The organism is Archangium lipolyticum (assembly GCF_024623785.1).
GTDB classification, from domain to species: Bacteria; Myxococcota; Myxococcia; order Myxococcales; family Myxococcaceae; genus Archangium; species Archangium lipolyticum.
Genome location: NZ_JANKBZ010000004.1, coordinates 594,255 through 618,883, shown reverse-complemented (window position 1 = coordinate 618,883; position 24,629 = coordinate 594,255). Strand labels below are relative to the sequence as shown.

Here is a 24,629-nt window from a genome sequence, read left to right as displayed (position 1 = left end):
TGGCAATGTCGGAGGGGTCCCACCCGTTCCCATCCCGAACACGGAAGTTAAGCCCTCCAGAGCCGATGGTACTCCGCGGGAAACCGCGCGGGAGAGTAGGTCGCTGCCGGATTTTTTTTGAAGGCCCCGAGTCCTCACATCACGTGAGAACTCGGGGCCTTCGCCTTTTCGAATCACTGGATTTCTGCGTCCCGCGTGTGTCCTTCCCGGGCGTCGTGTCTCCCGTCCTGTGTTTCGCATCTTCGCGCTGGCGAGCTCTCCCCAGGCTTGCTTGATTGGCATTCCATCCTTCAAGCCCAGGAGCGCCTCTTCCATGAAGCAGCTGTTGCGTCCCTTCCTCGGTGGTCTCTTCGCGCTCGCCGTCTTCCTCGCCCCGGCTCGTTCCGAGGCCACTGAATTCCGCCTCACCCTCGGCGGCGACTATCAGTTCGACTCGGGCGCCTTCTTTCATCTCACCGGCGCCGTCGACTTCGTCGACCTCGGCCCCCTCTCCATCGGTACCCGCTTCGGCGCCCTCCTCGCCACCCAGCCCAATACCCTGGGCATCCCCCTCGACCTCAACCTGCGCATCACTCCCCGCCGGGTTCCCATCTATGTGGAGCTCCTCGGTGGGCCGTGGATCTTCTTCGAGGGCGATACCTTCCGCGCCCACGCCGCCTTCGGCTTCGGCTACCAGGGTCGGTCCGTTACCTTCGGCGTCGAGCTCGGCTACCTCGAGCCCAGGCCCCATATCGGCCTCCGCCTCGGGTGGCGGTTCTAGGTCCGCCAGTCCGGGCCTGGTGTTCCCCCTCAGTAGTGCGGCGGCTTCTCCTGCTGCCGCGCATCCACCAGGCCCGGTTCTCCCTCCAGCTTCTTCTTCACGTGTTCCAGCTCCGCTCGCAGCGCGTCCAGCTCGCGCTGCTGCGCGTACAGTGCGTCGCTCAGCTCCTGCAGCAGTTCCTGCTGCTGCATGTAGCGTAGTTCCAGCTCCACGATCCGTGACTCGGCGTCCATACCTCCTGGGATAACCCGGCCCCGGTCGTGTTGTCCCTCTCCGTGTGTCTTGGGTTCCTCCCCATGGATGTCTCCCGCCACCTCCAGCGCGCCCGTGAGCTCCTCGCTCGCGGCCGCCCCGAGCTCGCCGAGTCCGCCTTGAGCGATGCCATCGATGCCGCCGTCCAGGCCGAGGATCTGGTCATGCTCACTCGCGCCCGTATGGCTCTCGGTGAGTTGTTGGTCGGCCAGGGCAGGGATGACGAGGCCGTTCCCTTCCTCCAGGCCGTCGTTCGCACCGAGATTCCCGATGGCTCCGTTGATGCCGAGGTGAAGTCCTCCGCTCGGTTGCTCCGCCAGATCCGCGGTATTCCCGAGGAGTGAGCTGGAGCTTCGTGGGCGCTGCTCTTCGACGCTGACCCTCACCCCAACCCTCTCCCAGAGGGAGAGGGGGTTTACTCGGGGTTCAACCTGGGATGCTCGATACCCTCACCCCGTCCCTCTCCCGAAGGGAGAGGGGGGAGATCAGGGCGCTCGGCAGGCTTTTCTCACCGCCGCCATCCGCTCCGGAAAGCGACGCTCCAGGTCCATCCGCGTCACCCTCTGCGCGTCTGTCTTCCCCGCCTGCCTCTGGATTTCACACAGCGCCGACAGCGGTCTCATGTCCGACATGTCCAGGCGATCCGCCTCCCTCAACGCCTCCTCCGCTCCTTCCACGTCCCCCATCTGGAATGCCGTCATCCCCAGGTGGAAGTACCCCATCACCAGTTTCGGATCCGCCTCCACCGCCTCCCCAAACAGCTCCCGCGCCTCCTCCATCCTCCCTTGCTTCACCCTCACCAACCCCTCCTCCACCAACACCTGCGGCCTTCCCAACTCCCCCTCCAGCCCCTTCAATATCTGGAGCGCTTCGTCCCACCGCCCCGCCTCGCTCAACAGTCTTCCGTACCGCACCCCCACCCCCACGCTCCCTCCCGCCTTTGCGTACGCCTTCTCCACCGCCGCCAGCGCCCCCTCGAGGTTCCCGTTCCTCTCCTCGAAGTCCGCTTTCAGCAGGTCCACCCTCGGATCTCCTGGCGCCAGTTTCTCCGCCCTCGCGAAGGATTCCTCCTCGCATCGGTTCATCCTCTGCCCATGGCAGATCCTCGCCAGCACCAGCTGCGTCTCCACCTGGCTCGGGTCCTTCTTCTCCGCTTCCTTCGCCAGCTCGTAGGCGTCCAGCGGCGCTCCCTCTCTCAGCAGCTCCGCCGCCTCCCTCAGGTCCGCCGCCGTCGCCTTCGCGTTCTCCTTCAGCGGTTTCAGCACCTTCACCCGCTGCGCCGCGTCCGGCGTCAGCCTCGCGATCGACAGCTCCTGCTCCGGCATGTTCCTCGGCAAGAACAGCGGAATCAGGTGGATCACGAACGCCACCCCGAGGACGATCAACAGACTCCTCCAGCTCCGATCCAGCTTCCTGCGCGGTCGGTCCTGTGAGGTTTCGGGGCCTCGGTGTCCCCGGCTCTCTTCGGCGGGAGGTTCGTTCTGCACGGCTTCCCTGACTCTAGAGACTCGCCAACCCCTCCGCACGGTTCGATGCCCGCTTCCCTGGTCAATGCCCGACACCGTGTGCCCGCAGCAATCAGCCGGGCTTACTTCCTCCACCCCCGGGGAATGCCCCCCTCACGGCACCGCCCGCAGTCTCCTCCTCGGCCCCCGCGACGACGGCAACTCCTCCTCACAGCTCCAACACAGCTCGAAGTTCCCCGGGTTCTCCTCCCCACACCCCGGGCACTCCACCGTCCTCCCCGCCTTCTCCTCGTCCTCCTCCAACTCCGCCAGCAGCTCCTTCCCCTTCGCCACCTCCTCCGGCGGCAGCCACAGCTCCACCCACGTCTCCGTACTCGGGATTTCTCCGCTCAGCGGCGCCAGGGCTTCGCCTCGTACCTCCACCGACAGCCCCGAGCCCGCCAGCAGTCCCGCCAGCAGCCTTGCCTCTCCCACCGTCCGGTGCACCGAGAACCGCACTCGCTTCATGCGCTCTCTCTAGGCGCGGAGCCTGCCCCCCCGCAACCGGCTCCTCCCGCCTCCTCCCTGGTGGTGCACTCGGGCAAGCAGGTAGAGTTCTCCCCCCTCAGGGGGGATGTGTGCTCGGCCTCGAACTCACTCAGGATGGGTCCCGTGTGTCTCCGGTTTCTCCGGGGCCGTCTTCCGTCCATCCTTCGTCGGACTCCCGCTCTCCCCCACCGGCCTCCCCCGAGGGCTCCTTGGCCTTCCTCTCCGCCAACAGCCACTCCCCTCCCTACCTCCGCTCCACCTGGGCTCGTTACGCACTGGCCCTGCTGGCCACCGGCCTCGCCTTCGCCCTCCAGTGGTGCCTCTGGCCCTGGCTCGCCCCCTCTCCCTTCTTCTTCTTCCTCGCCGCCATCATCTTCTCCGCCTCCCTGGGCGGCTACGGCCCCGGTGCGCTCGCCACCGTCCTCTCCCTCCTGGCCACCCGCTTCTTCTTCCGCGACTCCGGCTCCTCCGCCCACCACACCATCACCAGCGCCCTCTTCACCGGCGTCGCCGCGTTGATGACCCTCGTCTGCGCCCGCGTCCGCCTCTCCCTCCATGAGGCCCAGGTCGCTCGCGCCTCCGCCCAGGCCAATGGGCACGTGCTCGCCATCACCCTGCGCAGCATCGGCGACGCCGTCGTCACCACCGACCCCCATGGCCTCGTCCGCTTCATCAACCCCGTCGCCTCCTACCTCTCTGGCTGGCGCGAGCTCGATGCCATCGGCCAGCCCCTCGAGCGCGTCCTCCAGCTCGTCCACCCCTCCACCCGCGAGCCCCTCGCCCCCGTCTCCCTCTCCCCCGACGAGGAGCGGCCCGTCCAGCTCGGCCACCAGGCCCTTCTCCTTCCCCGCCGCGGCGGCGAGCTCCCCATCGAGCACACCGCCGCCCCCATCCGCGATGCCCTCGGCCACCGGCTCGGCACCGTCATCGTCTTCCGCGACATCTCCGCCCGCTTTCGCGAGGACCGCGAGCGCGCCCAGCTCCTCGCCCGCGAGCACGACGCCCACCTCGAGGCCGAGGTCCAGCGCGAACGTCTCGAGACCCTCTTCATGCAGGCCCCCGTCGCCATCTGCCTCACCCGCGGCACGGACCACGTCGTCGAGCTCGTCAACCCGCTCGGACAGACCCTCGTCGGTGAGCGCCTCTCCCCCGGCCGCTCCGTCCGCGAGACCGTCTCCGGGCTCGACCCCCACCTCGTCCAGTTGCTCGACGAGGTCTACCGCAAGGGCACTCCCTTCGTCGGCCACGAGGTACCCCTGCGCGCCGACTTCTCCGGCTCCGGCCATCAAGAGGTGAAGTACTTCGACCTCACCTGGCAGCCCTGGCGCGGCGTCGACGGGGAGATTCTCGGCACCATGGGCCTGTGCGCCGAGGTCACCGAACAGGTGCTCGCCCGCCGCGAGGTCGAGGCCCTCGCCTCCGACCTTCAGCAGGCCCTCCAGATTCGCGACGACTTCCTCTCCGTCGCCTCACACGAGCTCAAGACGCCCCTCACCTCGCTGCAGCTCCAGTTGCAGCTGCTGTGGCGCTCGCTCCCGGCGCTCGACGCCAACGGCAATCCCCACCCCGCTCGCAAGCGCGTCGAGGCCTCCCTCCGCCCCGCCGAGCGTCTCCACCAGCTCGTCAACAACCTGCTCGACGTCTCCCGCATCCGTGCCGGCCGCCTCGCCCTCGAGCGCGAGACCGTCGACCTCGCCTCCCTCCTCCAGGACGTCGTCTCCCGCGCCGAGGCCGATGCCGCCGGCGCCGGCTGCTCGCTCGTCCTCCACCCCAGCCCCCCCATCATCGGCCGCTGGGACCGGCTCCGCCTCGAGCAGGTCGTCACCAATCTGCTCTCCAATGCCATCAAGTACGGCGCCCACCACCCCGTCGAAATGGCCGTCGTCCAGGAGGGCTCCTCCGCTCGCCTCACCGTGCGCGACCACGGCATCGGCATCGCCCCCGACAGCCAGGCCCGCATCTTCCAGCGCTTCGAACGCGCCGTCTCCGAGCGGCACTTCGGCGGCTTCGGCCTCGGCCTGTGGATCTGCAAGCAGATCGTCGACTCGCTCGGCGGCGACATCCGCGTCGAGAGTCTTCCCGGCCAGGGCGCTACCTTCACTGTTTCCCTTCCCCTCGAGCCCCCTCCCAACGGCAAGCCGCTCTCCGGCTCCTTCCCCTCCGTCTGAGCCGGCTTGCCCGGGCCCCCGGGTTACTCCTCCTGTCGCAGCTCGTGCGGCAACACCGCGTGCGCATGCCTCGGCGCCCGCTCGTGCAGCTCCTCCGTCAGCAGCGCGTCCAGCTCCGCCAGCAGCTCGTCGTAGGCCTCTCCCGCTCCTCTCACCGGCTGGCCCGCGTGACACCCCAGCCTCACCCTCGGCGTCTCCTCGTCCTCGAACGCCAGGCTCACCGCCATCCCCCTCGGGCCTCCTGCCTCGGGCGGCAGGGCCGCCGGCGCTGGTTGCCGCTCCGCCTCCTCCAACAGCGGCTGCAGCCTTTGGATCTCCTCCTCCGTCAGGTCCCTCTCCACCACCGTTTCGCCCTGCTCCAGCACCCGCAGGTGTTTCATTCCCTCCACCCGCACCGCCTGCGCCCCCGTGTTCGTCCTGCCGCTGCGCTCGTACGTCACCGTCTTCACGCGCCACCTCCGTCCGGCCCCTCGGGTTCTCGTGGAGGTATGCACGGCTCCGCTCTCCCGCATTCCTCCCGGCTCCTTCCCGACAGTCCCCCGCCCCCGGGGGGCTCGGGTTGGAGCCCGGGGCCTCGGATACCCTCACCCCGTCCCTCTCCCGGAAGGAGAGGGGTTGTTGACGGTGGTTGACGATCCAAGTGTTGCGTAGACCCTCACCCCAGCCCTCTCCCAGAGGGAGAGGGGGTTTTGTTCCGCCCTTGTTGACGCACCGCGTTCGCTTCCTGCTGCCCCAGTCGCTCCCTCGCCATTACACTCCTGCCGTGCGTCCTCAACCCGCTGCCCAGACCGCTCCCGCTCCCGCCCTCCGCGGTGACTCCGGCGCCGTCCCGGCCCTCCCTTCGCCTCCTCCCCAGCCTCCCCCTCCTCGCTCCGAGCGCCTGCTCGCTCTCTCCTCCCAGTCCTTCGATGTCCTCGTCATCGGCGGCGGCGTCACCGGCTGTGGCATCGCCCGCGATGCCGCCCTCCGCGGTCTCCGCGTCGCCCTCGTCGAACGCGAGGACTTCGCCTCCGGTACCTCCAGCCGCTCCTCCCGCCTCATCCACGGCGGCATCCGCTACCTCGAGCACGGCCACCTCGGGCTCGTCTTCGAGTCCAGCATCGAGCGCTACCGGCTCCTCCGTCTCGCTCCCCACCTCGTCCGGCCTCTCGCCTTCGTCTGGCCCGTCTACAAGGGCGCCCGCATCGCCCGCTGGAAGCTCTCCGCCGGCCTCATGCTCTATGACGCTCTCGCGCTCTTCCGGAATGTGAAGGCCTCTCAAGGCCTCAACGCCCGACAGATCTCCGAGCTCCTCCCCGGCCTCCGCTCCGACGGTCTCACCGGCGGCGCTCGCTACTACGACGCCGCGACCGATGACGCCCGCCTCACCCTCGCCAATGCCATCGGCGCCTCCGAGGCCGGTGCCGTCGTCCTCAACCACGCCTCCGTTCGTGCGCTCCTGCTCGAGGACGGCCGCGCCCGCGGTGCCACCGTCGTCGACTCCCTCACCGGCCAGGAGCTCACCGTCCGCGCCCGCGTCCTCGTCAACGCCACCGGGCCCTGGTCCGATGAAATCCGCAAGCTCGATGCCAACGGCTCCACCTCCACCGTCCGCGGTTCCAAGGGCGTCCACATCTCCGTCCCCCGCGAGCGTCTCCCCACCGACTGCGCCATCACCCTCCTGTCCCCCGTCGACGGCCGGGTGATGTTCATCCTCCCCGCGGGCACCCACACCATCATCGGCACCACCGAGACCGCCACCCAGGCCCACCCCTCCGAGGTGCGTGCCAGCCTGGCCGACGTGGACTACCTGCTCGCCTCCGCCAACGGCTTCTTCCCCCAGGCCCACCTCGTCCGCGAGGACGTCGTCAGCGCCTGGGCCGGCATCCGCCCCCTCGTCGCCAGCGGCTACGGACACGGCGACGCCAACAGCGCCAGCCGCGAGCACGCCATCCACACCAGCCCCACCGGCGTGCTCGCCATCTCCGGCGGCAAGCTCACCACCTACCGCGTCATGGCCCGCGACACGGTGGACGCCGTCGAGAAGGCCCTCGGTGTTCCCCACCACAAGGCCACCACCGGCTCCATCCCCCTTCCCGGTGGCGACCTCTCCTCGCTCGACGCCGAGCTGGCCGCCGCTCGCGCCGAGGTGGGTCGCGAGGACACCGCCGTCCACCTCGTGCATGCCTACGGCTCCCGGTGGCGCCTGGTGTGGGCCCTCACCCGCGAGCAGCCCACCCTCGCCGAGCCGCTCGCCCCCGGCCTCCCCTACATCCGCGCCGAGGCCATCCACGGCGTCACCCACGAGCTCGTCCACACTTTGTCCGACCTGCTCGTGCGCCGCCTCAAGGTTGCCTTCGAGACGCGAGACCTCGGCCGCGCCGCCGCCCGCATCGCCGCCGCCGACATCGCCCCCCTCCTGGGCTGGAGCCCCGACACCGTCGAGCGCCAGCTGGCCGACTACTCGCGCGACGTGGAGCGGCTCTTCGCCATCGAGCCCACCTCGCGCTGACGTCCACCAACTCGCCCGCCGGGAGGATTCACCCCCGCCCTCCCTACCGCCCAGCGAGCGGACGACCTACCGTGCTTCAATGGGAATGGGCCCCACCGCCACAGGTTGGCGGGGCCCGTTCCTCCGCCCGGTACCGCCACCGGCGGTGCACCCCCCCACGGACGGGGCAAGGAGACGCGAGACATGAGGCGATTGGTTCTATTGGGCCTGCTGGGGCTGAGCACGACCGCCTGCAAGGAAGAGCCCATCGTCGTCGAGCCCAACGAGACGGAGCAGCCCCTGTGCCCGGAGCTGGTCGTCCAGGGCGGCCTCGAGGATGCCACCTCCGCCATGGCGGTGGGCACGGCCGCCTCCGCGCTGCGCGGTGACACGCCCGCCTCCGACGCCACCGGCCGCGAGCGCGTGCTCGTGCGCTTCCGCAAGCAGACCGGCGTGCGCGCCGCCGCCGTGTCCCGCGAGCGCGAGCAGAAGGTGCGGCGGCTGGGCGCCTCCATGAAGTACCACTGGCCCTCGATGGACCTCATGGCCCTCTCCCTCACCCCCGAGGAGCAGGCCCAGCTCGCCAGGGATCCCGACGTCGCCGCCATCAAGCCGGACCGGGTGGTGCGCGCGCTCGGCGGCTCCCCGCTGCTGGCCGTGTCCTCCCTGCTTGCCGCGCCCGGCTCCACCACCGGCAACCCCAGCGAGTACACCTGGGCCGTCAAGATGGTGCAGGCCAACGCCGTCTGGGATGCCAACAACGATGGCGTGCTCGACTCCGGTGCCCCCAATGGCTCGGGCATCAAGGTGTGCATCATCGACAGCGGCATCGACAAGAACCACGCCGAGCTCGCGGCCGCCATCGTCGGCGGCAAGGACTTCGTCGACGATGACGAGGACCCCGAGGACAAGGACGCGTCCGGCAAGTGGGGCGGGGGCCATGGCACCCACGTGGCGGGCACCGTCGCTGCCCAGCTCGGCTCCGCCGGCAATGTGAACCCCAACGACGACACGCTCAGCCCCCAGGGGATGGTGGGCGTGGCCCCCGGCGCCTCCCTCCTCATCGCCCGCGTGCTCGACGAGCGGGGCGATGGCCGCACCTCGGACGTCATCGCGGCGGTCAAGTGGTGCAAGGAGCAGGGCGCGCGGATCGCCTCGCTCTCGCTCGGCTCGCCCAACCCGGACGAGGACGAGAAGGCCACCTTCGATGCTCTCTGGGACGAGGGCAGGGGAATGCTCTCCATCGCCGCCAGCGGCAACGCCGGTGAGACGGCCTCCCCGGAGTCCAAGGTCTATCCGTCCGCCTACTCCTCCGTGCTCGCGGTGGGCGCGGTGACCTCCACCGAGAAGCACCCCAAGTTCTCCCAGGGCGGCGAGCACCTGAGCCTCGTGGCTCCCGGCCAGTCCGTCTACTCCACCTACCCCGGCGGCCAGTCCCCCTACGCGGAGCTGTCGGCCGGGGGCCGGTTCTACACCTCGAGCGTGCTCGATTACGTCCCCTTCGAGACGTACGAGGGCAAGCTCATCGACTGCGGGCTGGGCAATGGCTTGCGCTCGTGCCCCGAGGCCACCTGCGAGGGCTTCGTCGCCTACGTGGACCGCGGCGACATCAAGTTCGCCGACAAGGTGAAGAACGTGCGCTCCCAGGGCGCTCGCGCCGTCATCATCGGCAACAACGACCCTGCCGATGACGACGCGCTCGCGTTCACCCTGGGCAGCCGCGCCAGCTGGCCGCCCGTGACGTCCATTTCCACCACCACCGTGCCCTTCATCCGCGCCCAGTTCGGCCAGAACGTGCGCCTGGGCGTCAAGGGCAGCGACTACGCCTACAGCACCGGTACCTCCATGGCCACGCCCCACGTCTCCGGGGTGGCCGCGCTGGTGTGGAGCTCCAAGCCCTCGCTCACCGCCGGCCAGGTGCGGGAGATCCTCGAGAAGAGCGCGAGGGATCTCGTCGACAGCGCGGAGCCGACGTCCATCGAGGGCAAGGATCCCATCTTCGGCTACGGCCTGGTGCAGGCCCAGAAGGCCGTGGAACTGGCCAAGGCGTACTAGTGGAGTGTCCGCGAAGCTTTTGGACATAGTCGCAGGGAGTCTGACCCCGCCATCAGCCAGGGGAACGGAACCAGCCCCACGACTATGTCCAGGGATTTGCCGGACACTCCACTAATCGCGGGCGCCAGAATGCAGTGGCCGAGTACGCTTCGTTTCGCACCGTTCCCTCATCGCACGATGAAGTCGAATCGCTCCACTGCCGCCTTGAACTCCTCCAGCGTCGCGCCCGAGCGTTTGGCCTCCGCCGGCGCGTAGAACGTACGCGCGACCGTGGACGGCAGCTCCTTCAGCGGCCCCTCAAGGATGACTGGAGTAAAGTCCCCAGGCCACGGCACGCTCAGCAGATCCGGCCCGTACTTGAGAGGGTCCACGATGGTGAAGCAGGGCCATTTCGGCAAGCGAACCGTACTCATGTCGCAGCCGTGAAACCGGCACAGATCCAACCGAGCCTCGGAGAAGTCACAGTCCTCGACGCCCCCGAGCTCCCAGTTGTCCAGGTGACCGCGGCGGTGCCCGAACTCATTTCCGCTGAACCGACCCTTGAAACGACAGCCCTTCAACCCCATCGTTGTCCAGCGAGAGTCCACGAGCTCGCGCTTCGCCTGGATGGTACAGTCGATCAGCCGTCCCGACACCAAGCTCAGCCACCGTCCCGGAACACCGAGGATGACTGTGCACCGGCGCAACGTGATGCTCGGGCCGAGCCAATATATGGCGGTGTTATCCGTCAGCTCCAACCGCTCCCCTTCTATCTCTCTGTTCTCGTAGTGGATGTTCGGAGTCACGAGCCTCTCAGAAGAAGATCATACGAAAAAACGTGCTCGCCATCCGCCGCCCATGAATCTCGAAGTTCGACTCGGTGTCCGAGAGAATCTCGTAGTGGTACTTCTGGCCTGAGGGGCCGGTGACGTCAACGCCCTTCCGATTCCACGTCAAATCAGGGAAGCGCAGCCGCAGTTGCTCCTCTACCCAACGTCCTCGCGCCTGGCGCTCAAGAAGCTCCGCGCGATGCACGAGGCCTCTTTTCAGCATCCGCTGGATCGCCGCTGTCACCTTGGGCCCGTATGTCTCTTTACTCCATCCGGCCGCTACCTCCCTGGCCGCTACCTGCAGTTGGTCACCCAGGGGGTCCGAGGCAGGAATGTCGTTGACGGACACGCCTCGTGGGAGAGGTGCCACCGCCCGCCATTCCTCTCTACCTGTCTGTTACCGCCGCGGTGCCGGTACACCTCGTTAGCGGGAGAGCCGCTTGAGCTGGTACTTGCCCCGCTGTTGCGGCTCATCATGGCGCCAGCGAGAGCGCCCTCGGGGCCTACCGTGATCGTCAGGGCGCCCTCAGCAGAGGCCGCCACCGCCTGGACCTGTTCCAACCGCACGACCACCAACGTCGGCGCTCCTTGCCCCGCGAGCTGCACCTGCGCGAGCCGAAAACCCGGCAGGGAGCGCAACGCCGGACCCAGCTCGGCCAGCGTCCGCCCCGACAGCGCCGTCACTGCAATGATCATCGCCCTGGCTGCATCCGTCCCCAGCACCTTGGCGAAACCCGCCCCGGCCTCGCGCAGCTCGTCGAAGGTGGTGGCCACGCGCGCCTTCATGACGAGCTCCGCCCAGCCATCCATGAGGCCCCATACCGTGTCGATGCCCAGCCAAGCCACCAGTGCCACCGTGAGCACGGCGGCAACTCCCTTGGTCGCTGGCTCAGGCAGAAGCCACAATCCGAGATAGAAACTCGCGGTCCACAAAAGCGTAGCGAGGATCGCCTTGGGGCTCACCTCTCGCCCCAGCGCCGCGAACGTCTCATCCAGGACTGAGCCGAACGCCAGGGCCAGGGCCAAAGTGCTCCGGTCGTCCGAGCGCAGATATGGGCCATCCTCAAACAGCCCGAGGCAGTCCCCGCCCCCTCGAACGATGCAAAACCGCTCGTACCTCGCGCGGAGCTCGGTCTCGGCCTGCGGCTCGAGTTTGACCTGCCCCCACTGCTCCTCCGGCAGGATGGCGTACACGCTCCCTCGGCCACCGTCAGCGCGTGGCTCCCCCTCGGCGGTGAATCTGCCCCCAGCCTCTACGTCCGAGACTGGCCGTGCCTCCCGGGCCTGGCGCAGCGCCTCCTGCACCTTGAGGACCTCCGCAGCCACCTCCTGGGGCCCGTCCTGGAGTCGGCGGCCCCGCGCGAGGCGCTCCACATTCTCCCGAAACTCAGCCTTGGTGATGGGGACGGGCCGCGTCCTCACTTTCCCGGGCTCGAGTACCACGACGTCCAACACGACGGCGCCCTCGAGCCCAGGCTCCGTCGCCGACGCCCCCCGGGCCTCGTCGTCCTCGGGGGCCGCCTCCCAGGTGCGGTTACGGACTCCACCCATGCCCGCCATCGGCGCGTGCGTCGCGCACGCCGCGAAGAGGAAGAGCACGATGAGGGCGAAGGCTCCTGCAGGCGCCCACCACGGCGCGCGTCCCGCCCTCTCTCTCCGAGCCTCGAGCTGCGTACTGCCGCCCTCCCGCGCCCCAAGACTCCGGTGCTCATTCGCCATGGCGCTGGCCTTTCCCCCAGGACAAACAGGCCTGAAGGATAGGATGAGGGCTGGCCAACCCTACAGGGGGGCGACGCGCACACACCCGGAGTCTCCGCCGCACCTGCTGGCCGCCCCTGGACGCGCGACAACCCACCGTCGGCACTCCAATTGAAGTGACCGCGTCAGTGTGGTGCCGGTGACCGGAGCAGCGTGGGTCCCCACACGTGCAAGTGCTCTAGTGGAGTGTCCACGAAGTTTTTGGACATAGTCAGGAGCGGTGTCGATCCACCCACTCGTGCAACCAGTCACGGGCTTTGGAGACTGGCGCGGCGCTCCCGTTCCCCACGCAGCGGGTGCGCCGGCGACGCCAGCAGGCACGCGCCGAAGCTCGCCTCGACCCGCGCCACGGCCTCGACGCTCGGGTCCATGCACGCCGGCACCTGCGCCACCGAGACGAGCCCGTCCCGCCAGGGCTCCTCGGAGAGCGTCAGCGTGGGGTTCTGGGGGAAGAGGCTGAGCAGCACGAAGGCCACCGCCGCCACGGCCCCCATCGCCATCATCCCCCGGTGCGACCACTCTCCCCGGCGTGGCGCCGCCGCCGCCCGGAGCCGGGCCTCCAGCGCGCCGAAGTTCAACGCCGCACGCGCGGGCATGCGCCTGGCCCGCTGTGCCATCCACCCGCGCTCCATCCGCAGCCACGCCAGGGATTGCGTGCACCCCGCGCACGTGGCCACATGCTCGCGCACGCGCTCCGCTTCCTCCGCCGGCAGCTCCTCGGCCAGCAGCGCGTCCAGGTCCGATTCTCGGCACGGGTGGCTCATGGACGACCTCCGGTTCCCACGTGGGCGGAGAGCCGCTCGCGCAGCTGCAACCGCGCCCGGTGGATCTCGTTCTTCACCTTGGGGATGGACCAGCCCATCACCTGGGCGATCTCCTCGTACGGCAGGCCATGGTCGATGCGCAGCAGCAGCGCCGCTCGACGCTCCTCGCGCAGCTCCCCGAGCGCCTCCGCCAACAGCCCCTCCAACTCACGGTCCAGCAGCAGATCCTCCGGCGAGGGCGTGGGCAGCGCCGCCTCCAGGAGCAGCTCGTTCTCCTCGGCGGCGGCGTCCAGGTGCACCGCCCGGCCCCGGCGGGACTCGAGGTACACGTGGCGCGCGATGCCCAGCAGCCACGAGGCCAGCCGCGCCTCGTCGCGCAGCGCCCCGAGCTTCCCGTGCGCGCGTACGAAGGTCTCCTGGGTGGCCTCGTCCGCGGCGGCATCGTCCCGGGACAGGTCGCGCAGGAAGCGCCAGACGGCCGGTGCGTGCTGCTCGAAGAGGGACCGGAAGGCGACCGGATCTCCCTGCCGCGCGCGCGTCAGCAGCCGGCGCTCGGCGTCCTGCGCCGAGGATGCGCCGCCGGCCAGGGTCGTCATTCGCACCGCGAAGAGGTGGGCCACGCGCCGTGGTGACATGAAGCCGCCGGGAGTTTCACCGCCCGTTCTCTTTCATCCCGGCCCGGTCCGTCAAATAGGGCCTCGCTGGCCCGGGGAGCCGCCAGGGGGGCAGGGGCATGCGGCGGGCCGGGTGTGTCCCTCCACGAACAATTCCCACCTTTGCGCCACGGGGAGGGGGACGACGAGGAGGACGGCATGCGGAGAGCCATCTGGATGGCGCTGGCCTTGGGGACTGCCCCTCTGGTGGCCCTGGCGCAGCAGAGCGGAGGCGCGGGAGGCGCGGGAGGCGCCGCGGGGGTAGGAGGAGCCGCGGGGGCTGGCGGAGCCCAGGCGCCGGGTACACAGGCGAGCCCTTCGGGGGCGGGCAGCATTCAGCGGGGCCAGGACACGACCGGGCTGGGAACCCCTGGGGCGCCCGGACAGCAGTCGGCCGGCTCGGTGGGGACGACCCAGGGCCAGCCCGCCACGGGCGGCGCGGGAGCGCAGGGGACAGGTGGGCAGAGTGGTGTGTCCCAGCAGCAGACCACACAGGGCGGAGATCAGGGGCTGACGGGCGGGACGGGGACGGGTGGGGCAGGAGCGGGCGGAGCCGGGGCAGGTGGGGCGGGAACGGGCGGGACGGGGACTGGAGGAGCGACGGGTCCCACCTACCGTGGCACCACTTCGGAGATTCCGTCCGCGACACCCCCCGTGGATATCGGGACGCGGGTGGGGCCGGAGCCGGGTGAACAGGCGGGGACCGGCGGTACGGGCACGACCGGGACCGGCTCGGGTGGCGGCGGAGGCGCCGGTGTAGGCGGAGGCGCCGGTGTAGGCGGAGGCGCCGGTGCGGGCGGTGCTGCTGGGAGCGGAGGAGTCGGCACGGGTGGAGGTGTCGGGGGACAGGCTTCGGCGCAGCAGCCCGCCGTACCCCAGAGCCCCGAGGCGATGCAGCGCGAGTTGCTCACCCTGCGCCAGCGCGTGGCCCAGTTGGAGAGCGAGGTGGCCGGTCTGCGCGGGACGGGCGGCGGTGGCACGGGCACCCCGAACACGGCGGACATTCAGGTGCGAGGTCCCGTCACCGTCGCCACCGCGGTGTTCGATGGCCGGGTGCGCGACGTCACGTCCAAGCACATCGACATCGTCGACACCTCGGACGGCAGCCTCTACCGGCTCCGCATCGACGAGGAGACGAAGGCCTTCAGGGGTCCCCAGCTGAGCCGCATCCGCGTGAGCCAGATTCCCGAGGGGACGCAGGTACGGACCTCGTTCGAGCTCATCTCCTCCGGGGAGGAGGTCGCGCGCTACATCGTCGCGCAGCCTGCCCAGCAGCAACGGCAGCGGCAGCAGGAAGAGCGGGGGCAACAGCAACAACAGCGCCGGGAACAGATGGGGCCCGGGCAACGGATGGCGGTGCCACCGGGCTCTCAGCAGTGAGCCCCGACCGGCCTGCCGCGGGTCCAGCGAGGGAATGAGGGGCCGTGGCCTTGCTCACGGCTCCTCGCGACGGCGGTAGTCATTCAGGGGAACGGGCAGGGGGCCGGACGCGTGCTTCCCACTTCGCCCGGTGCTGGCGCCGGTTGCCCGAGAGTGGCTGTCGCCCAACGTTCTACAAGAAGAAGGGAGCGCGGCGTCGATGCGGAAGCCGACCTGGTGGGATTTCGGGATCGCGGTGCTTGGCTTGTTCCTCGTGTGCGGCGCCACGCGGAGTCTGGCTCAGGACGCCCAGTACCCGGGGACGGGGAGCACGGTACAGCAGCCCACCCAGGGCTCGGACGTGCCGGGAGCGACGGACGCTACGGGAGGCTCGGGGCAGGCGGAGGACACGGGGCAGCAGACGACGGGCAACCAGCAGATGTCGAGCGTCGATGCCCGGCAACTGCAGGAGATCGCCCGGTTGCGAGCGGAGGTGGCCCGGCTTCAGCTGGAGCTCGCGCGGATGCGGTCGCAGCTCGTGCAGGCCCAGCAGGCAGGGGGCGCCGGACAGGGCGTGGGCGGCAGTGGGTCCGCCGGAATCGGAGACCCCAACGCGGAGGCTCCGGCCGGAGCCACGGGGCTAGGAGACCCCAACGCGGAGGCGCCAGCGAGAGCCCAGGAGAGTGGCACTCCCGTGAATGAAGGCGTGGGCGGTGGTGGCGCGGGTGGCGCCCAGGCCCGTCCGGACACCGACAACCAGGGCTACGCCGTGGCCAACGTCATCTACACGGGCCGCGTGCGCTCGGTGTCCCAGCAGCGGCTCGTGCTCGTCGATGACGCTGGCGCCGCCAATACGTTGTCACTCGCTCCCAACGTGCGTGTCTTGCGCCAGGGACAGCAGGTGTCGCTGCAGAGCATCCAGGAGGGCACCGTCGTACGCGCCTCCGCCAGCCTCTACACGCGCGGCAATCCGGTGACGGAGATCGAAGTGGTGCCTCCCGCCCGTGCGCGGACTCGATAGGGGAGGAGTGAACCCGCTCCGGCGGCTGCTCGAACGAAACAACGGGCAAGCGGCTTCGCTGCTACGCTGGGCAATGAGAGCTCTCATGCCGCAGCGAGCCGTCCTCACCCTCTGCCTGCTGCTCCTGTTACCGCTCCCGGTCCGAGCAGTTCCACCTGACGTCGAGTCGCGCCTCCACGTGCTGGAGTCCGTGGCGGTGCGCGAACACCACGGCCCGCCATACGGGCGCGGACTCGTGCTCACCTTCAAGCACCTTCCGCCGGACCCGGCGCTCACACGCTTTTCCGTGGAGGACGCGCGGGCTTTCGTCGCGGCCATGGAGGCGGCATTCCGATTTCCGATGGACGTGGTCACGGCAGGTCCTCTCTTCGGGTCCTCGGCGAACATGAGACACCCTGCTCGATACTTTCGCCTGATTGACGACGTGCACATCCCTGGGCGCTGGCATGTGAAGGGTCCAAGGGATGAGCAGGGGCAGCAGGTCATCCCCTGGCGGCTGCATCAAGGATTGGTTTTCGCCACGGAGAAGCCCCTCGTCCTCCTCCTGGGTCAGCAAGGGCACGCGCTGGACTTCAGCCTGACGGGCCTCAACGTCCCCGTCGTCAACGGCCGCTTCGTCGCCCTCTGTGAGCGGCTGGGCATCCAGCACGAAGTGCAGTTCATCCCGGCTCGGGTGGAAGAACACCCGGAGCCCTACTTCGTCCTCAATCCCCTTCGCGTCATCAAATGCATCGATGAGTCCCGGTGCGAAGAGGTGACCTTCTGGGAGCCCAGGCACGGAGTGCCCGAGAAGGTGGGCCACTACCGCAACGTCGTCGGGATGAAGGTGGACCCGGAGAAGATCGGGGACGCCAACATCTTCCGTCCCTGGGGTTGGCAGGGGGCCCTCATCGTCTCCGAGCGTTTCAAGCTGGCCCTGGAGGAAGAGGGCCTGAGCGGCCTTGGCTTCATGGAGGTTTGAGCCTCAGCCCGGCAGCTTGATTCCCGAGAGCCGCTGGTACAGGTCCACCGCGAAGCCATCCGTCATCCCGGACACGTAGTCCGTCACGCACAGCAGCCGCTGGTAGGGATTGAGCCGCTCGATGGCTTCCTTCCGGCTCTCCACGTACGGGCCCGGGCGCTGGAAGAACTCCAGGGGCAGCAACTGCCGCAACTTCTCCTCTTCCCGGTTCGGTCTGTCCGCCAGCACCGCGGGCGCGAACCTGTCCAACAGACCTCCCAGCGTCCGGAAGCCCGCGGCTTCGATCTGCAGCACCCGTTCGCTCCAGTACCCCTTCTCGCGAGTGATGTTCGTGATCGTCTTCAGCCGCTCGCCCGCCTCCGGCCGTGCCGACACCAGCGATTGCTCGAAGCTTCCCGCTTCCATCGCGATGACATGCTCGGCGAACGCCGTCACACACTCCTGGATGAGCGCGAAGATGGCCCCGGCCCGGGCCCGCCCCAGCCGCGACTCCCAGTCCACCCTGTCCTTCAAGGGCTTGAAGCTTGGCTGGAGCGCCGCCACGTCCTCCATCAGCGAGCAGACGGTCTCCATGGGGATGAGGCCCAGCTTCCCCGAGTCCTCCAGGTCGATGATGGCGTAGCAGATGTCATCCGCGGCCTCGACGAGGAAGGCCAGCGGGTGCCGGCTGAAGACGTATGGCTCGCGCTCCACCAATCCCAGCTTGCCGTACACCTCGCGCGCCAGCTGCGCGTCGTCCTGGAAGAACCCGAACTTCTTCTCCGAGATGCGTGCCTTGTCCCTGTCCCGCCCGCGCGGCAGGACCGAGGGCCTCGGGTACTTGCTCATCGCCCCCACCGTCGCCACGGTGTAGCGCAGCCCGCCATCCCGGTTGCGCGATTGCAGCCGGTTGAGGATGCGGAAGCCCTGCGCGTTGCCCTCGAAGCTGGCCAGGTCCTTCCACTCGCCCTCGGTGGCGAACGGGTGCTTCGCGTCCTGCTTCTCCACCGGAACGAAGCGCTGGAAGTTCCGCTCCACCCAGTGCTGGATGGCCGCCTCTCCCGAGTGCCCGAAGGGCGGGTTGCCGATGTCGTGCGCCAGGCACGCCGCCGCCACGATGGTGCCCAGGCAGGACGGGTCCACCTCCACGTCCTGGGCCCTCAGGCCGCGCCCCGCGAGCTGCCCCAGCGAGCGCCCCACGCACGAGGCCTCGATGCTGTGCGTGAGCCGCGTGCGCGTGTAGTCGCTCGTCGACAGCGGGAACACCTGCGTCTTGTCGTGCAGGCTCCGGAAGGCGCTCGAGAAGACGATGCGGTCGTAGTCCTTGTCGAATTCGGTCCGCTCGTCCGCGCTGTCCGGCGCGGGCGCGCGGTGTTGCGGATTGCCCACCCGGTGGGTGGAGAGGAGCTGACGCCACCGATCGGTTCGTTGAGTGCTCACGGAGGCCTATCCTGAGCCCGGGTCTGACAACGGCAAGTTCCCGGGCCGTCAACCTCCCGCCGCCCCCGGTGTCAGAGGAACACGTTGAGCATCAGACCGGTGGTGGCGAAGGGGATGCTGATGGAGTCGCCGCCGTTGTCGAAGCGCAGCTGGGCGCCGACGATGCCGGACACGCTCAGCTGGGGGACGATGAAGTACTCGATGCCGAGGCCTCCGCCGAAGGCGAAGTCGACGTCACCGGAGTAGCCGAAGCTGATGCCGCCCTCGGCGAAGGGGCGCAGGTTGCCGGTGAGCAGGTGGTGGCGGTAGCTGGCGTCGATGGCGAACTGGGCGTTGACGTCCGGCTTGAAGTTCATGGTGAAGCCCAGGCCGGCGCGCACCGAGCCCACGGGGCTCACATAGTAGAAGCCGCCAATCGTCGGCAGCTGGTTGACGCCGAAGACGAGCCCCTTGGCGCCGGGGGCCGCGCCCGTGCCATCCGCGCTCACCAGGGGCGCGAGCGCCGTATCGGAGGAGGCGGGCTTCGCCTCGGAGGCGGGACGGGAGGCTCCCTTGGCCGGTTCGGCGGCGAGGGCGGAGTGCAGCGGCAGCAGGAACAGGGCGAGCGGGACGAGCTGGGCTGGACGCATGGTGTGTGACCTCGGGTGGATGTGGGGTGAGGCGGGAGGGACTTCCGGTCGCGCCTTATAGCCGGAAGCCTCCGGGCCGATAGGATTCGGACACCTCGACCTCCGCGGGCGCGCGGCCAGGTCAGTCCAGGGGGGATAATGCGTCCTGGACGCGGAGTGTCCGTACCTCACACCCGGAGAGGACCATGCCGACGCCGACTTCCAATGCCCCTGCCGTGGCCATCACCCCGACAGGGCCGGAGCTGCCCGAGGGCCCGTTGTCCGAGGGCAGCAAGGGCCTCGAGGTGCAGCGGCTCCAGTTCGTGCTCATCCAGCTCAAGTACCTGGGGGGCAGGGCGGATGGGGACTTCGGGCCGAAGACGAAGGACGCCCTCATGCGCTTCCAGCGCGACTGGCGGCTCACCGCGGACGGCGCCTACGGGCCCGTCACCCGCACCGCGCTCCTCAAGGCGCTGAGGCCGGTGCACAAGCCGCCCGTGGTGTCCAAGCCCTCGCCCAACTTCGAGTCGCGCAACGGGGTGGACATCGACGTCATCGTGCTCCACCACACCGGCTCCAACCGCGTCTCGGTGGACCTGGCGACGCTGCGCAGCTCCAAGGGGAGCCGGGTGAGCGCGCACTACCTCCTGTCACCCACCGGCACCCTCTATCAGCTGGTGCCGGACAACAAGGTGGCCTGGCACGCTGGCGTCTCCTCGCTGCGGGGCGAGACGACTCCCAGCGTCAACGCGCGCTCCATCGGCATCGAGATAACGAACGACGGCAGCGGCCAGACGCCCTTCACCGAGGCGCAGTACCGCGCGCTGGAGCAGCTCGTGCCGTACCTGGCCCGGACGTACAAGGTGCCCAAGGAGAACATCCTCGGCCACCGCGACGTGGCTCCGGGCCGGAAGACGGACCCGGCGGACAACTTCGACTGGGAGCGCGTGCGCCGCGCCGTCGACCAGGTCCTCTAGCACCTCGCCAGGAGCCGTCTCAGAAGGCCCAGCCCAGGCCCACCGACATGCGCGGGCCCACCCACCAGCCATTCTGGCTGATGGAACCCGACAGCCCCCCGAGGGTGCTCCCCAACATGCCTTCGGGGGATGAGTCCGTGTCGCGAACGAGTGCCACGAGCCCCACTCCCACCTGGGCGGACAATCCCGGGGCGAGGATGGCGGTGTAGCCCGCCCACGCGCTCCCTCCGTAGCTGAGCGTCCGCGAGCCAGTCCTCACCGTCTGCGCCCCCTCCGGGGAGACGGACTCGTGGACATCGTTTCGCTGGAGCACCGAGGCCTCGAGGTGCGGACCCACCCAGAAGCCCTCGGGAGCCTGGCCCGAGAGGTAGAAGTGCACGCCCGGCTCCAGTCCCACGCCGAAGCGCCGGGTGGTGGTGTTCAAGGCGGAGCCGAACGTGCTCCGGTCGACCAGCGCGTTGAGCTGGAGCGTCGCGGCGAGCGTCACGTGCTTGCTCAGTGCGTGCTCCACGGTAGCCCCGAACTGTCCCGAGAGCGCATACAGCGGTTGCGCCAACGCCACCGTGCGCCGCTCCTGTGCGTGCTGCTCGGCACGGCCCCCCGACGGCACCAGGCCCACTCCCACTCCGACTGCGACAGCTCCCCAACGAATCCATGTGCGCATTGCAATCCCTCCCATGCACCGTCCGGCCAGCGGCGCGTGCCGCGAGGGTTGCAGCGCGTGTGCCAGACGGTCTTCCCTTGCTCTGGACGGAGGGCTTCGAGGGAAGCCGTGGTTCGCTTCGCCTCTCAGTCGGACAGACTGGCGGCCGTGCTCGCGGAGGCGCGTGACAGCTTGTCCCGGTCAGACAGCGCTCGCGTGGCCGTGCTCCTTGACGGCGGGCCAGCGCGGCGCTCCGGTCCTTCGTTCCTATCTTCGAGGATGGGGGACGGGTCCGGGAGGGGATGCCCGTCCCGAGGAGGAGTGTCATGGCCAGCCTCAAGCAAGCGGCCCGGCGCATCATCGAGGAAGTGTACGGAGCGGGGCGGGTGGAGGTGCTCGACGAGCTCTGCCATCCCAGCTACGTGAGCCATGACCCGCTCACGGGGGGCGCGGACCTCGCGGGCGTGAAGGCCTACGTGCGGCTGTTGCATGCCTGCTTCCCGAACCTGGAGGTGCGCATCCTCGCCGTCTACGCCGAGGGGGACACCGTCATCATCCGGTGGCACATGGAGGGGAACCTCGCTCGGAGGCTGCTCGGGGTGGAGCCCCGAGGCCAGCATGTCACCCTGGAGGGCATCACCCTCTCCGAGTTCGAGGACGGCCGGCTCGTCGAGGACACGAGCGAGTGGGACACCTTCGGCTACCTGCGGCAGCTCGGGGTGGTGAGGCCATTGGCCGAAGCCTCCGAGGAGGGTGAACGCTCCGGGGCTTCCCTGGCGTGAGGGGGCCCGGGAGGTTTTGGGGCTCGTCACACGGGTTCACGCATGGTAGGGGCGCGATCAACGGGCCGACGCTCTTCCCCATGGCCTGTCACGAGGGAATTTCCGAATTGAACGTCACCACCACTCCCAGCTCCTTCCTCATCCAGAACTACCGCCGTCAGGACGTGAGCTTCGTCCGTGGCAATGGCTGCTACCTGTACGACGGCGCGGGCCGTGAGTACCTCGATGCCTTCGCCGGCGTGGCGGTGTGCACCCTGGGGCATTCGCACCCGAAGCTCGTGGAGACGCTGTCGCGGCAGGCCGCGACGTTGCTCCACACCTCGAACCACTTCGGGCAGCTGGGGCAGGAGGAGCTGGCGGCGAGCATCGTCCCCCAGGCGTTTCCAGGGCGGATGCTGTTCTGCAACTCGGGAGCGGAGGCCAACGAGGCGGCCTACAAGCTGGTGCGCCTGTGGGGCAACGTGGCGCATGAGGGCCGCAAGCGCCGCGTCATCGCCTTCGAGGGGAGCTTCCACGGCCGCACGCTCGGCGCCCTCAGCATCACGCACACGCCCGCGTACCGCGCGCCGTTCGAGCCCCTGCCTCCCACGGACTTCGTTCCGTTCGGGGACGTGGACGCGCTCGCCGCCGCCATGAAGGATGACGTGGCCGGTGTGTTCATCGAGCCCATCCAGGGAGAGAGTGGTGTGCGTCCGGTTCCCGCGGGATTCCTGACCCGGGTCCGGGAGCTGTGCACGCGCCACCAAGCCCTCATGGTGGTGGATGAAATCCAGACGGGCATTGGCCGCACCGGGCGGATGTTCGGCTATCAGCACGAAGGCATCACCCCCGACGTGATGTCGCTGGCGAAGGGGCTCGGCGGCGGCGTCCCCATCGGCGCGGTGCTCGCGACCGAGCCCGTGGCCGCGCTGCTGAAGCCCGGTCTGCACGGCACCACGTTTGGTGGCAATCCCTTCGCGTGCGCCGCTGGACTGACGGTGATGAAGGAAGTCACCTCGCCGGGCTTCCTGGGCAACGTCGTGGAGCGGGGCCATCAGCTCCTGGAGGGCCTGCGCCGCGTCTTCGGCCCCACTCATGAGGTGCGTGGCAAGGGGCTCCTCCTGGGCGTCCAGCTCCAGCGGCCTCCCGCCGAGCTGGTGAAGGCGGCCCTCGCGGAGGGGCTCGTCATCGGAGTTGCGGGCAACAACACGCTGCGCATCGCGCCGTCACTCATCATCACCGCGGCCCAGGTGGACACGCTGCTCGAGAAGCTCTCGGCGGCTCACCGCGCGGTGGGCTGAGCATCACCTTGGAGGGACTCACAAACAATGGGCACCGCATCTCTGCAAGAACTCGCCGCGCCAGAGGGCATCTGCTACGGCTGTGGCTGCGACAATCCGCACGGTCTGCACATCAAGAGCTACTGGCATGAGGACGGCATCCACGTCATGGCCAGCCACACCCCCGAGGCCAGATACACGGGTTGGCCCGACCTGGTGTACGGCGGATTGATCGCGATGCTGGTCGACTGCCACTCGAACTGGACCGCGATGGCCTACCACTACCGCGCCGAGGGCCGCCAACCCGGCAGTCTGCCGCGAATCGAATGCGTCACCGGCAACCTCGGCATCAAGTTCATCAAGCCCACGCCCATGGGGGGGCCGCTCACCCTTCGCGCGCGGGTCGAAGGCGAGCTCGGCCGCAAGAGCCGGATCATCTGCGAGGTCCATGCCGGCGACACGCTGACGGCGATGGGCGATTCGATCTTCGTCCGCGTCGATACCGCGCAACTGACAGCGGCGGCGCACGACCGGAAGGATACGAAGACCGGTGGCTGAAGAAGGAGAAAACCCGATGAATGCACGACGGGAGCGCCGAGTGATGGAGTTGCGTTGGCTGTGGACCTGGGCGCTTTCACTGGCGGCCCTGGGATATGCGGATGCCTCACCCCGTGGTGAGCCGGACGGCCAGCGAGTGGCGTTCGCCCATGCGGAACCGGAGTGTTCGCCGGAGAAGAATTGGAAGTGCCTGTGCGTGGGTACTCCCGGCACGGCGGCATCCCAGCTCGAGGAGATTGGCGTGGAGCTGAACACCCTGAAGACGAGCGGATGGCCCTGCGTCCAGGGGGATTTCGACAAGGACGGCCAGCCGGACTACGCGTTTCCGGGCAAGGGTTATTCGTGCAACCAGTCCGTGCCCGTGCGGGTGCTCTTCACGCGTGATGGGCAGGTGAGGGAGGTGCGGGCGCTGCCGCGTGAGGTGAGCTGCCTCCAGCTCTACGGTCCAAGGTCCAAGCCCGGCCCGAATGGAGAGCCCAAGACGGCGCGGCAGGGCCTGGTCGATTGGGGCGAGGGCAATGCCACGTGGGTCTACCTGTTCAACGGGAAGAAGTGGCTCGCGACCCGGCACCTGTCCGAATCACGGTAGTTCATCATGGAGACGAGCGGGCGGAAGCGGGCGGCCAACCTCATGATGTAGAAGGCCAGCCCTCCTCCCCAGGCACGCGTCCTTCTCGCGATGTCACAAGTCGCGCCCACGTCCTCTGTCCTGTGCATGCCGCGGGCATCCACCGGAGAGGGAACCATGAGGGAGCGAGCGTTTCAGCGTGCACCACGCGTACCTTTGCACGCCTGGCTGGCCGTGGTGCTGCTCGTCGCGAGCGCCTGTACGCAATGGCACATCCAGCCCGATGGCCCCCCGCCCCCTCCCCCTGAAAATACCGTGGCGCTGGTGGGCGATGGCTCCCGCGTCGCGGGCTCGCTCGGTCCCTCTGGCGGGAGTCTCTCGCTGTCACAGGGCGGTCCCCGGCTGGAGGTCCCCGCCGGAGCCATCGGCCCTCAGGGCCTCCTGTTGAGCATGCGCGTCGATGAGGGGCCGGGACATCCCGCGGAGCCGAACGTCGCCCCGGTGGGGCCGCTGCTGCTGATCTCTCCCATGCTCGAGCCCTCCAATGGCAAGGGGCCGATCCTCTCCATTCCGCTGTCGTCGCTGCCCGTGGGCTCCGACCCCGAGGACCTGACACTTGCCGCCGAACGGCCAGGGGATGTCGGGCCGGGCGAGGCTGGCGGCTCCCCCGTGCTGACCTGGGAGTACCTGCCGGCGCAGTGGGTGGGAGAGCGCGCCGTGGCGGAGCTGCCGCGGCTACGAGGCATGCGGCTCCAGTTCGTGGTGCGCGACGACCCAAGTCCCTAGTGAGG

26 protein-coding genes and 1 rRNA gene are annotated in these 24,629 nt (G+C 69.1%); 15 read left to right on the top strand and 12 right to left on the bottom strand.

Translation table 11 applies throughout. The features are described from left to right. Both rrf and NR810_RS12880 read left to right on the top strand, forming a co-directional pair. Positions 1–112 (top strand): 5S ribosomal RNA (rrf, locus tag NR810_RS12885); the annotation flags it as partial. A 201-nt stretch (positions 113–313) separates the two neighbouring features. Next, positions 314–760: a hypothetical protein gene (locus NR810_RS12880; RefSeq protein WP_257451974.1), complete on the top strand. Its 447-nt coding sequence runs from the start codon at positions 314–316 to the stop codon at positions 758–760. Between the two features lie 29 nt (positions 761–789). On the opposite strand, the gene NR810_RS12875 is transcribed toward NR810_RS12880, so the two are convergent. Continuing rightward, positions 790–993 (bottom strand): SlyX family protein, encoded by a 204-nt coding sequence (locus tag NR810_RS12875; RefSeq protein WP_257451972.1) that lies wholly within the window; start codon positions 991–993, stop codon positions 790–792. 63 nt (positions 994–1,056) lie between these two features. On the opposite strand from NR810_RS12875, the gene NR810_RS12870 reads away from it, so the two are divergent. Continuing rightward, positions 1,057–1,356: a hypothetical protein gene (locus NR810_RS12870; protein ID WP_257451970.1), complete on the top strand. Its 300-nt coding sequence runs from the start codon at positions 1,057–1,059 to the stop codon at positions 1,354–1,356. Between the two features lie 141 nt (positions 1,357–1,497). Here the strand turns inward: NR810_RS12870 and NR810_RS12865 are convergent, their stop codons facing one another. After that, the gene (locus NR810_RS12865; protein WP_257451968.1) at positions 1,498–2,397 is read right to left on the bottom strand and encodes a tetratricopeptide repeat protein; all 900 of its coding nucleotides are present in this window, start codon (positions 2,395–2,397) and stop codon (positions 1,498–1,500) included. A gap of 234 nt (positions 2,398–2,631) precedes the next feature. Next, a complete protein-coding gene (locus NR810_RS12860) occupies positions 2,632–2,985 on the bottom strand; it encodes a DUF7577 domain-containing protein (protein WP_257451966.1) in 354 nt (117 codons plus the stop codon). A gap of 230 nt (positions 2,986–3,215) precedes the next feature. Between NR810_RS12860 and NR810_RS12855 the strand changes: the two genes are divergently transcribed. Beyond that, positions 3,216–5,174 (top strand): ATP-binding protein, encoded by a 1,959-nt coding sequence (locus NR810_RS12855; RefSeq protein WP_257451963.1) that lies wholly within the window; start codon positions 3,216–3,218, stop codon positions 5,172–5,174. Positions 5,175–5,197: 23 nt separating this feature from the next. Here the strand turns inward: NR810_RS12855 and NR810_RS12850 are convergent, their stop codons facing one another. After that, positions 5,198–5,623 (bottom strand): hypothetical protein, encoded by a 426-nt coding sequence (locus NR810_RS12850; RefSeq protein WP_257451961.1) that lies wholly within the window; start codon positions 5,621–5,623, stop codon positions 5,198–5,200. Between the two features lie 314 nt (positions 5,624–5,937). Here NR810_RS12850 and glpD point away from each other — a divergent pair, with 314 nt between their 5' ends. Both glpD and NR810_RS52095 read left to right on the top strand, forming a co-directional pair. Further along, positions 5,938–7,665: a glycerol-3-phosphate dehydrogenase gene (gene glpD / locus NR810_RS12845; protein ID WP_257451959.1), complete on the top strand. Its 1,728-nt coding sequence runs from the start codon at positions 5,938–5,940 to the stop codon at positions 7,663–7,665. A 183-nt stretch (positions 7,666–7,848) separates the two neighbouring features. Further along, positions 7,849–9,699, top strand: coding sequence for a S8 family serine peptidase (locus tag NR810_RS52095; RefSeq protein WP_306818087.1), 1,851 nt, complete (start codon positions 7,849–7,851; stop codon positions 9,697–9,699). 167 nt (positions 9,700–9,866) lie between these two features. Here the strand turns inward: NR810_RS52095 and NR810_RS12830 are convergent, their stop codons facing one another. From NR810_RS12830 to NR810_RS12810, 5 genes are all read right to left on the bottom strand, one after another. Beyond that, positions 9,867–10,484: a hypothetical protein gene (locus NR810_RS12830; RefSeq protein ID WP_257451957.1), complete on the bottom strand. Its 618-nt coding sequence runs from the start codon at positions 10,482–10,484 to the stop codon at positions 9,867–9,869. A 7-nt stretch (positions 10,485–10,491) separates the two neighbouring features. Continuing rightward, on the bottom strand, positions 10,492–10,752 hold the full coding sequence (locus NR810_RS12825) for a hypothetical protein (protein ID WP_257451955.1): 261 nt from the start codon (positions 10,750–10,752) through the stop codon (positions 10,492–10,494). A 50-nt stretch (positions 10,753–10,802) separates the two neighbouring features. Then, the gene (gene sitA5, locus NR810_RS12820; protein ID WP_257451952.1) at positions 10,803–12,107 is read right to left on the bottom strand and encodes a SitA5 family polymorphic toxin; all 1,305 of its coding nucleotides are present in this window, start codon (positions 12,105–12,107) and stop codon (positions 10,803–10,805) included. A 407-nt stretch (positions 12,108–12,514) separates the two neighbouring features. After that, on the bottom strand, positions 12,515–13,030 hold the full coding sequence (locus NR810_RS12815) for a zf-HC2 domain-containing protein (RefSeq protein WP_257451950.1): 516 nt from the start codon (positions 13,028–13,030) through the stop codon (positions 12,515–12,517). Further along, positions 13,027–13,665: an RNA polymerase sigma factor gene (locus tag NR810_RS12810; RefSeq protein WP_306818086.1), complete on the bottom strand. Its 639-nt coding sequence runs from the start codon at positions 13,663–13,665 to the stop codon at positions 13,027–13,029. Before NR810_RS12810 ends, NR810_RS12815 begins: the two co-directional genes overlap by 4 nt. Positions 13,666–13,842: 177 nt before the next feature. On the opposite strand from NR810_RS12810, the gene NR810_RS12805 reads away from it, so the two are divergent. From NR810_RS12805 to NR810_RS12795, 3 genes are all read left to right on the top strand, one after another. After that, on the top strand, positions 13,843–15,063 hold the full coding sequence (locus NR810_RS12805) for a hypothetical protein (RefSeq protein WP_257451948.1): 1,221 nt from the start codon (positions 13,843–13,845) through the stop codon (positions 15,061–15,063). A 199-nt stretch (positions 15,064–15,262) separates the two neighbouring features. After that, positions 15,263–16,063 carry a hypothetical protein gene (locus tag NR810_RS12800; protein ID WP_257451946.1) on the top strand — a complete coding sequence of 267 codons (801 nt, stop codon included), beginning with the start codon at positions 15,263–15,265 and terminating at the stop codon, positions 16,061–16,063. An 85-nt stretch (positions 16,064–16,148) separates the two neighbouring features. Continuing rightward, a complete protein-coding gene (locus tag NR810_RS12795) occupies positions 16,149–17,024 on the top strand; it encodes an imm11 family protein (RefSeq protein WP_257451944.1) in 876 nt (291 codons plus the stop codon). 3 nt (positions 17,025–17,027) lie between these two features. On the opposite strand, the gene dgt is transcribed toward NR810_RS12795, so the two are convergent. Beyond that, positions 17,028–18,443 (bottom strand): dGTP triphosphohydrolase, encoded by a 1,416-nt coding sequence (dgt, locus tag NR810_RS12790; RefSeq protein ID WP_257451942.1) that lies wholly within the window; start codon positions 18,441–18,443, stop codon positions 17,028–17,030. Positions 18,444–18,514: 71 nt separating this feature from the next. Continuing rightward, a complete protein-coding gene (locus NR810_RS12785) occupies positions 18,515–19,072 on the bottom strand; it encodes a hypothetical protein (RefSeq protein WP_257451940.1) in 558 nt (185 codons plus the stop codon). Between the two features lie 185 nt (positions 19,073–19,257). Here NR810_RS12785 and NR810_RS12780 point away from each other — a divergent pair, with 185 nt between their 5' ends. Then, a complete protein-coding gene (locus tag NR810_RS12780; RefSeq protein WP_257451937.1) occupies positions 19,258–20,028 on the top strand; it encodes a peptidoglycan recognition protein family protein in 771 nt (256 codons plus the stop codon). Positions 20,029–20,047: 19 nt separating this feature from the next. Here NR810_RS12780 and NR810_RS12775 read toward each other — a convergent pair whose 3' ends face one another. After that, positions 20,048–20,692, bottom strand: a complete 645-nt coding sequence (locus NR810_RS12775) for a DUF3575 domain-containing protein (protein ID WP_257451935.1) — start codon at positions 20,690–20,692, stop codon at positions 20,048–20,050. 305 nt (positions 20,693–20,997) lie between these two features. Between NR810_RS12775 and NR810_RS12770 the strand changes: the two genes are divergently transcribed. The 5 genes from NR810_RS12770 (at position 20,998) to NR810_RS12750 (ending at position 24,624) form a co-directional block, all read left to right on the top strand. Next, the gene (locus NR810_RS12770) at positions 20,998–21,453 is read left to right on the top strand and encodes an ester cyclase (protein ID WP_257451933.1); all 456 of its coding nucleotides are present in this window, start codon (positions 20,998–21,000) and stop codon (positions 21,451–21,453) included. A gap of 107 nt (positions 21,454–21,560) precedes the next feature. Next, complete coding sequence (locus NR810_RS12765; protein WP_257451930.1) at positions 21,561–22,733, top strand: acetylornithine transaminase; 1,173 nt, start codon at positions 21,561–21,563, stop codon at positions 22,731–22,733. 27 nt (positions 22,734–22,760) lie between these two features. Next, entirely contained in the window at positions 22,761–23,270 is a 510-nt protein-coding gene (locus NR810_RS12760) for a PaaI family thioesterase (RefSeq protein WP_257451927.1), read from the top strand. A 16-nt stretch (positions 23,271–23,286) separates the two neighbouring features. Further along, the gene (locus NR810_RS12755; protein WP_257451924.1) at positions 23,287–23,859 is read left to right on the top strand and encodes a hypothetical protein; all 573 of its coding nucleotides are present in this window, start codon (positions 23,287–23,289) and stop codon (positions 23,857–23,859) included. Positions 23,860–24,015: 156 nt separating this feature from the next. Then, positions 24,016–24,624, top strand: a complete 609-nt coding sequence (locus NR810_RS12750; protein ID WP_257451921.1) for a hypothetical protein — start codon at positions 24,016–24,018, stop codon at positions 24,622–24,624. Positions 24,625–24,629 lie beyond the last annotated feature (5 nt).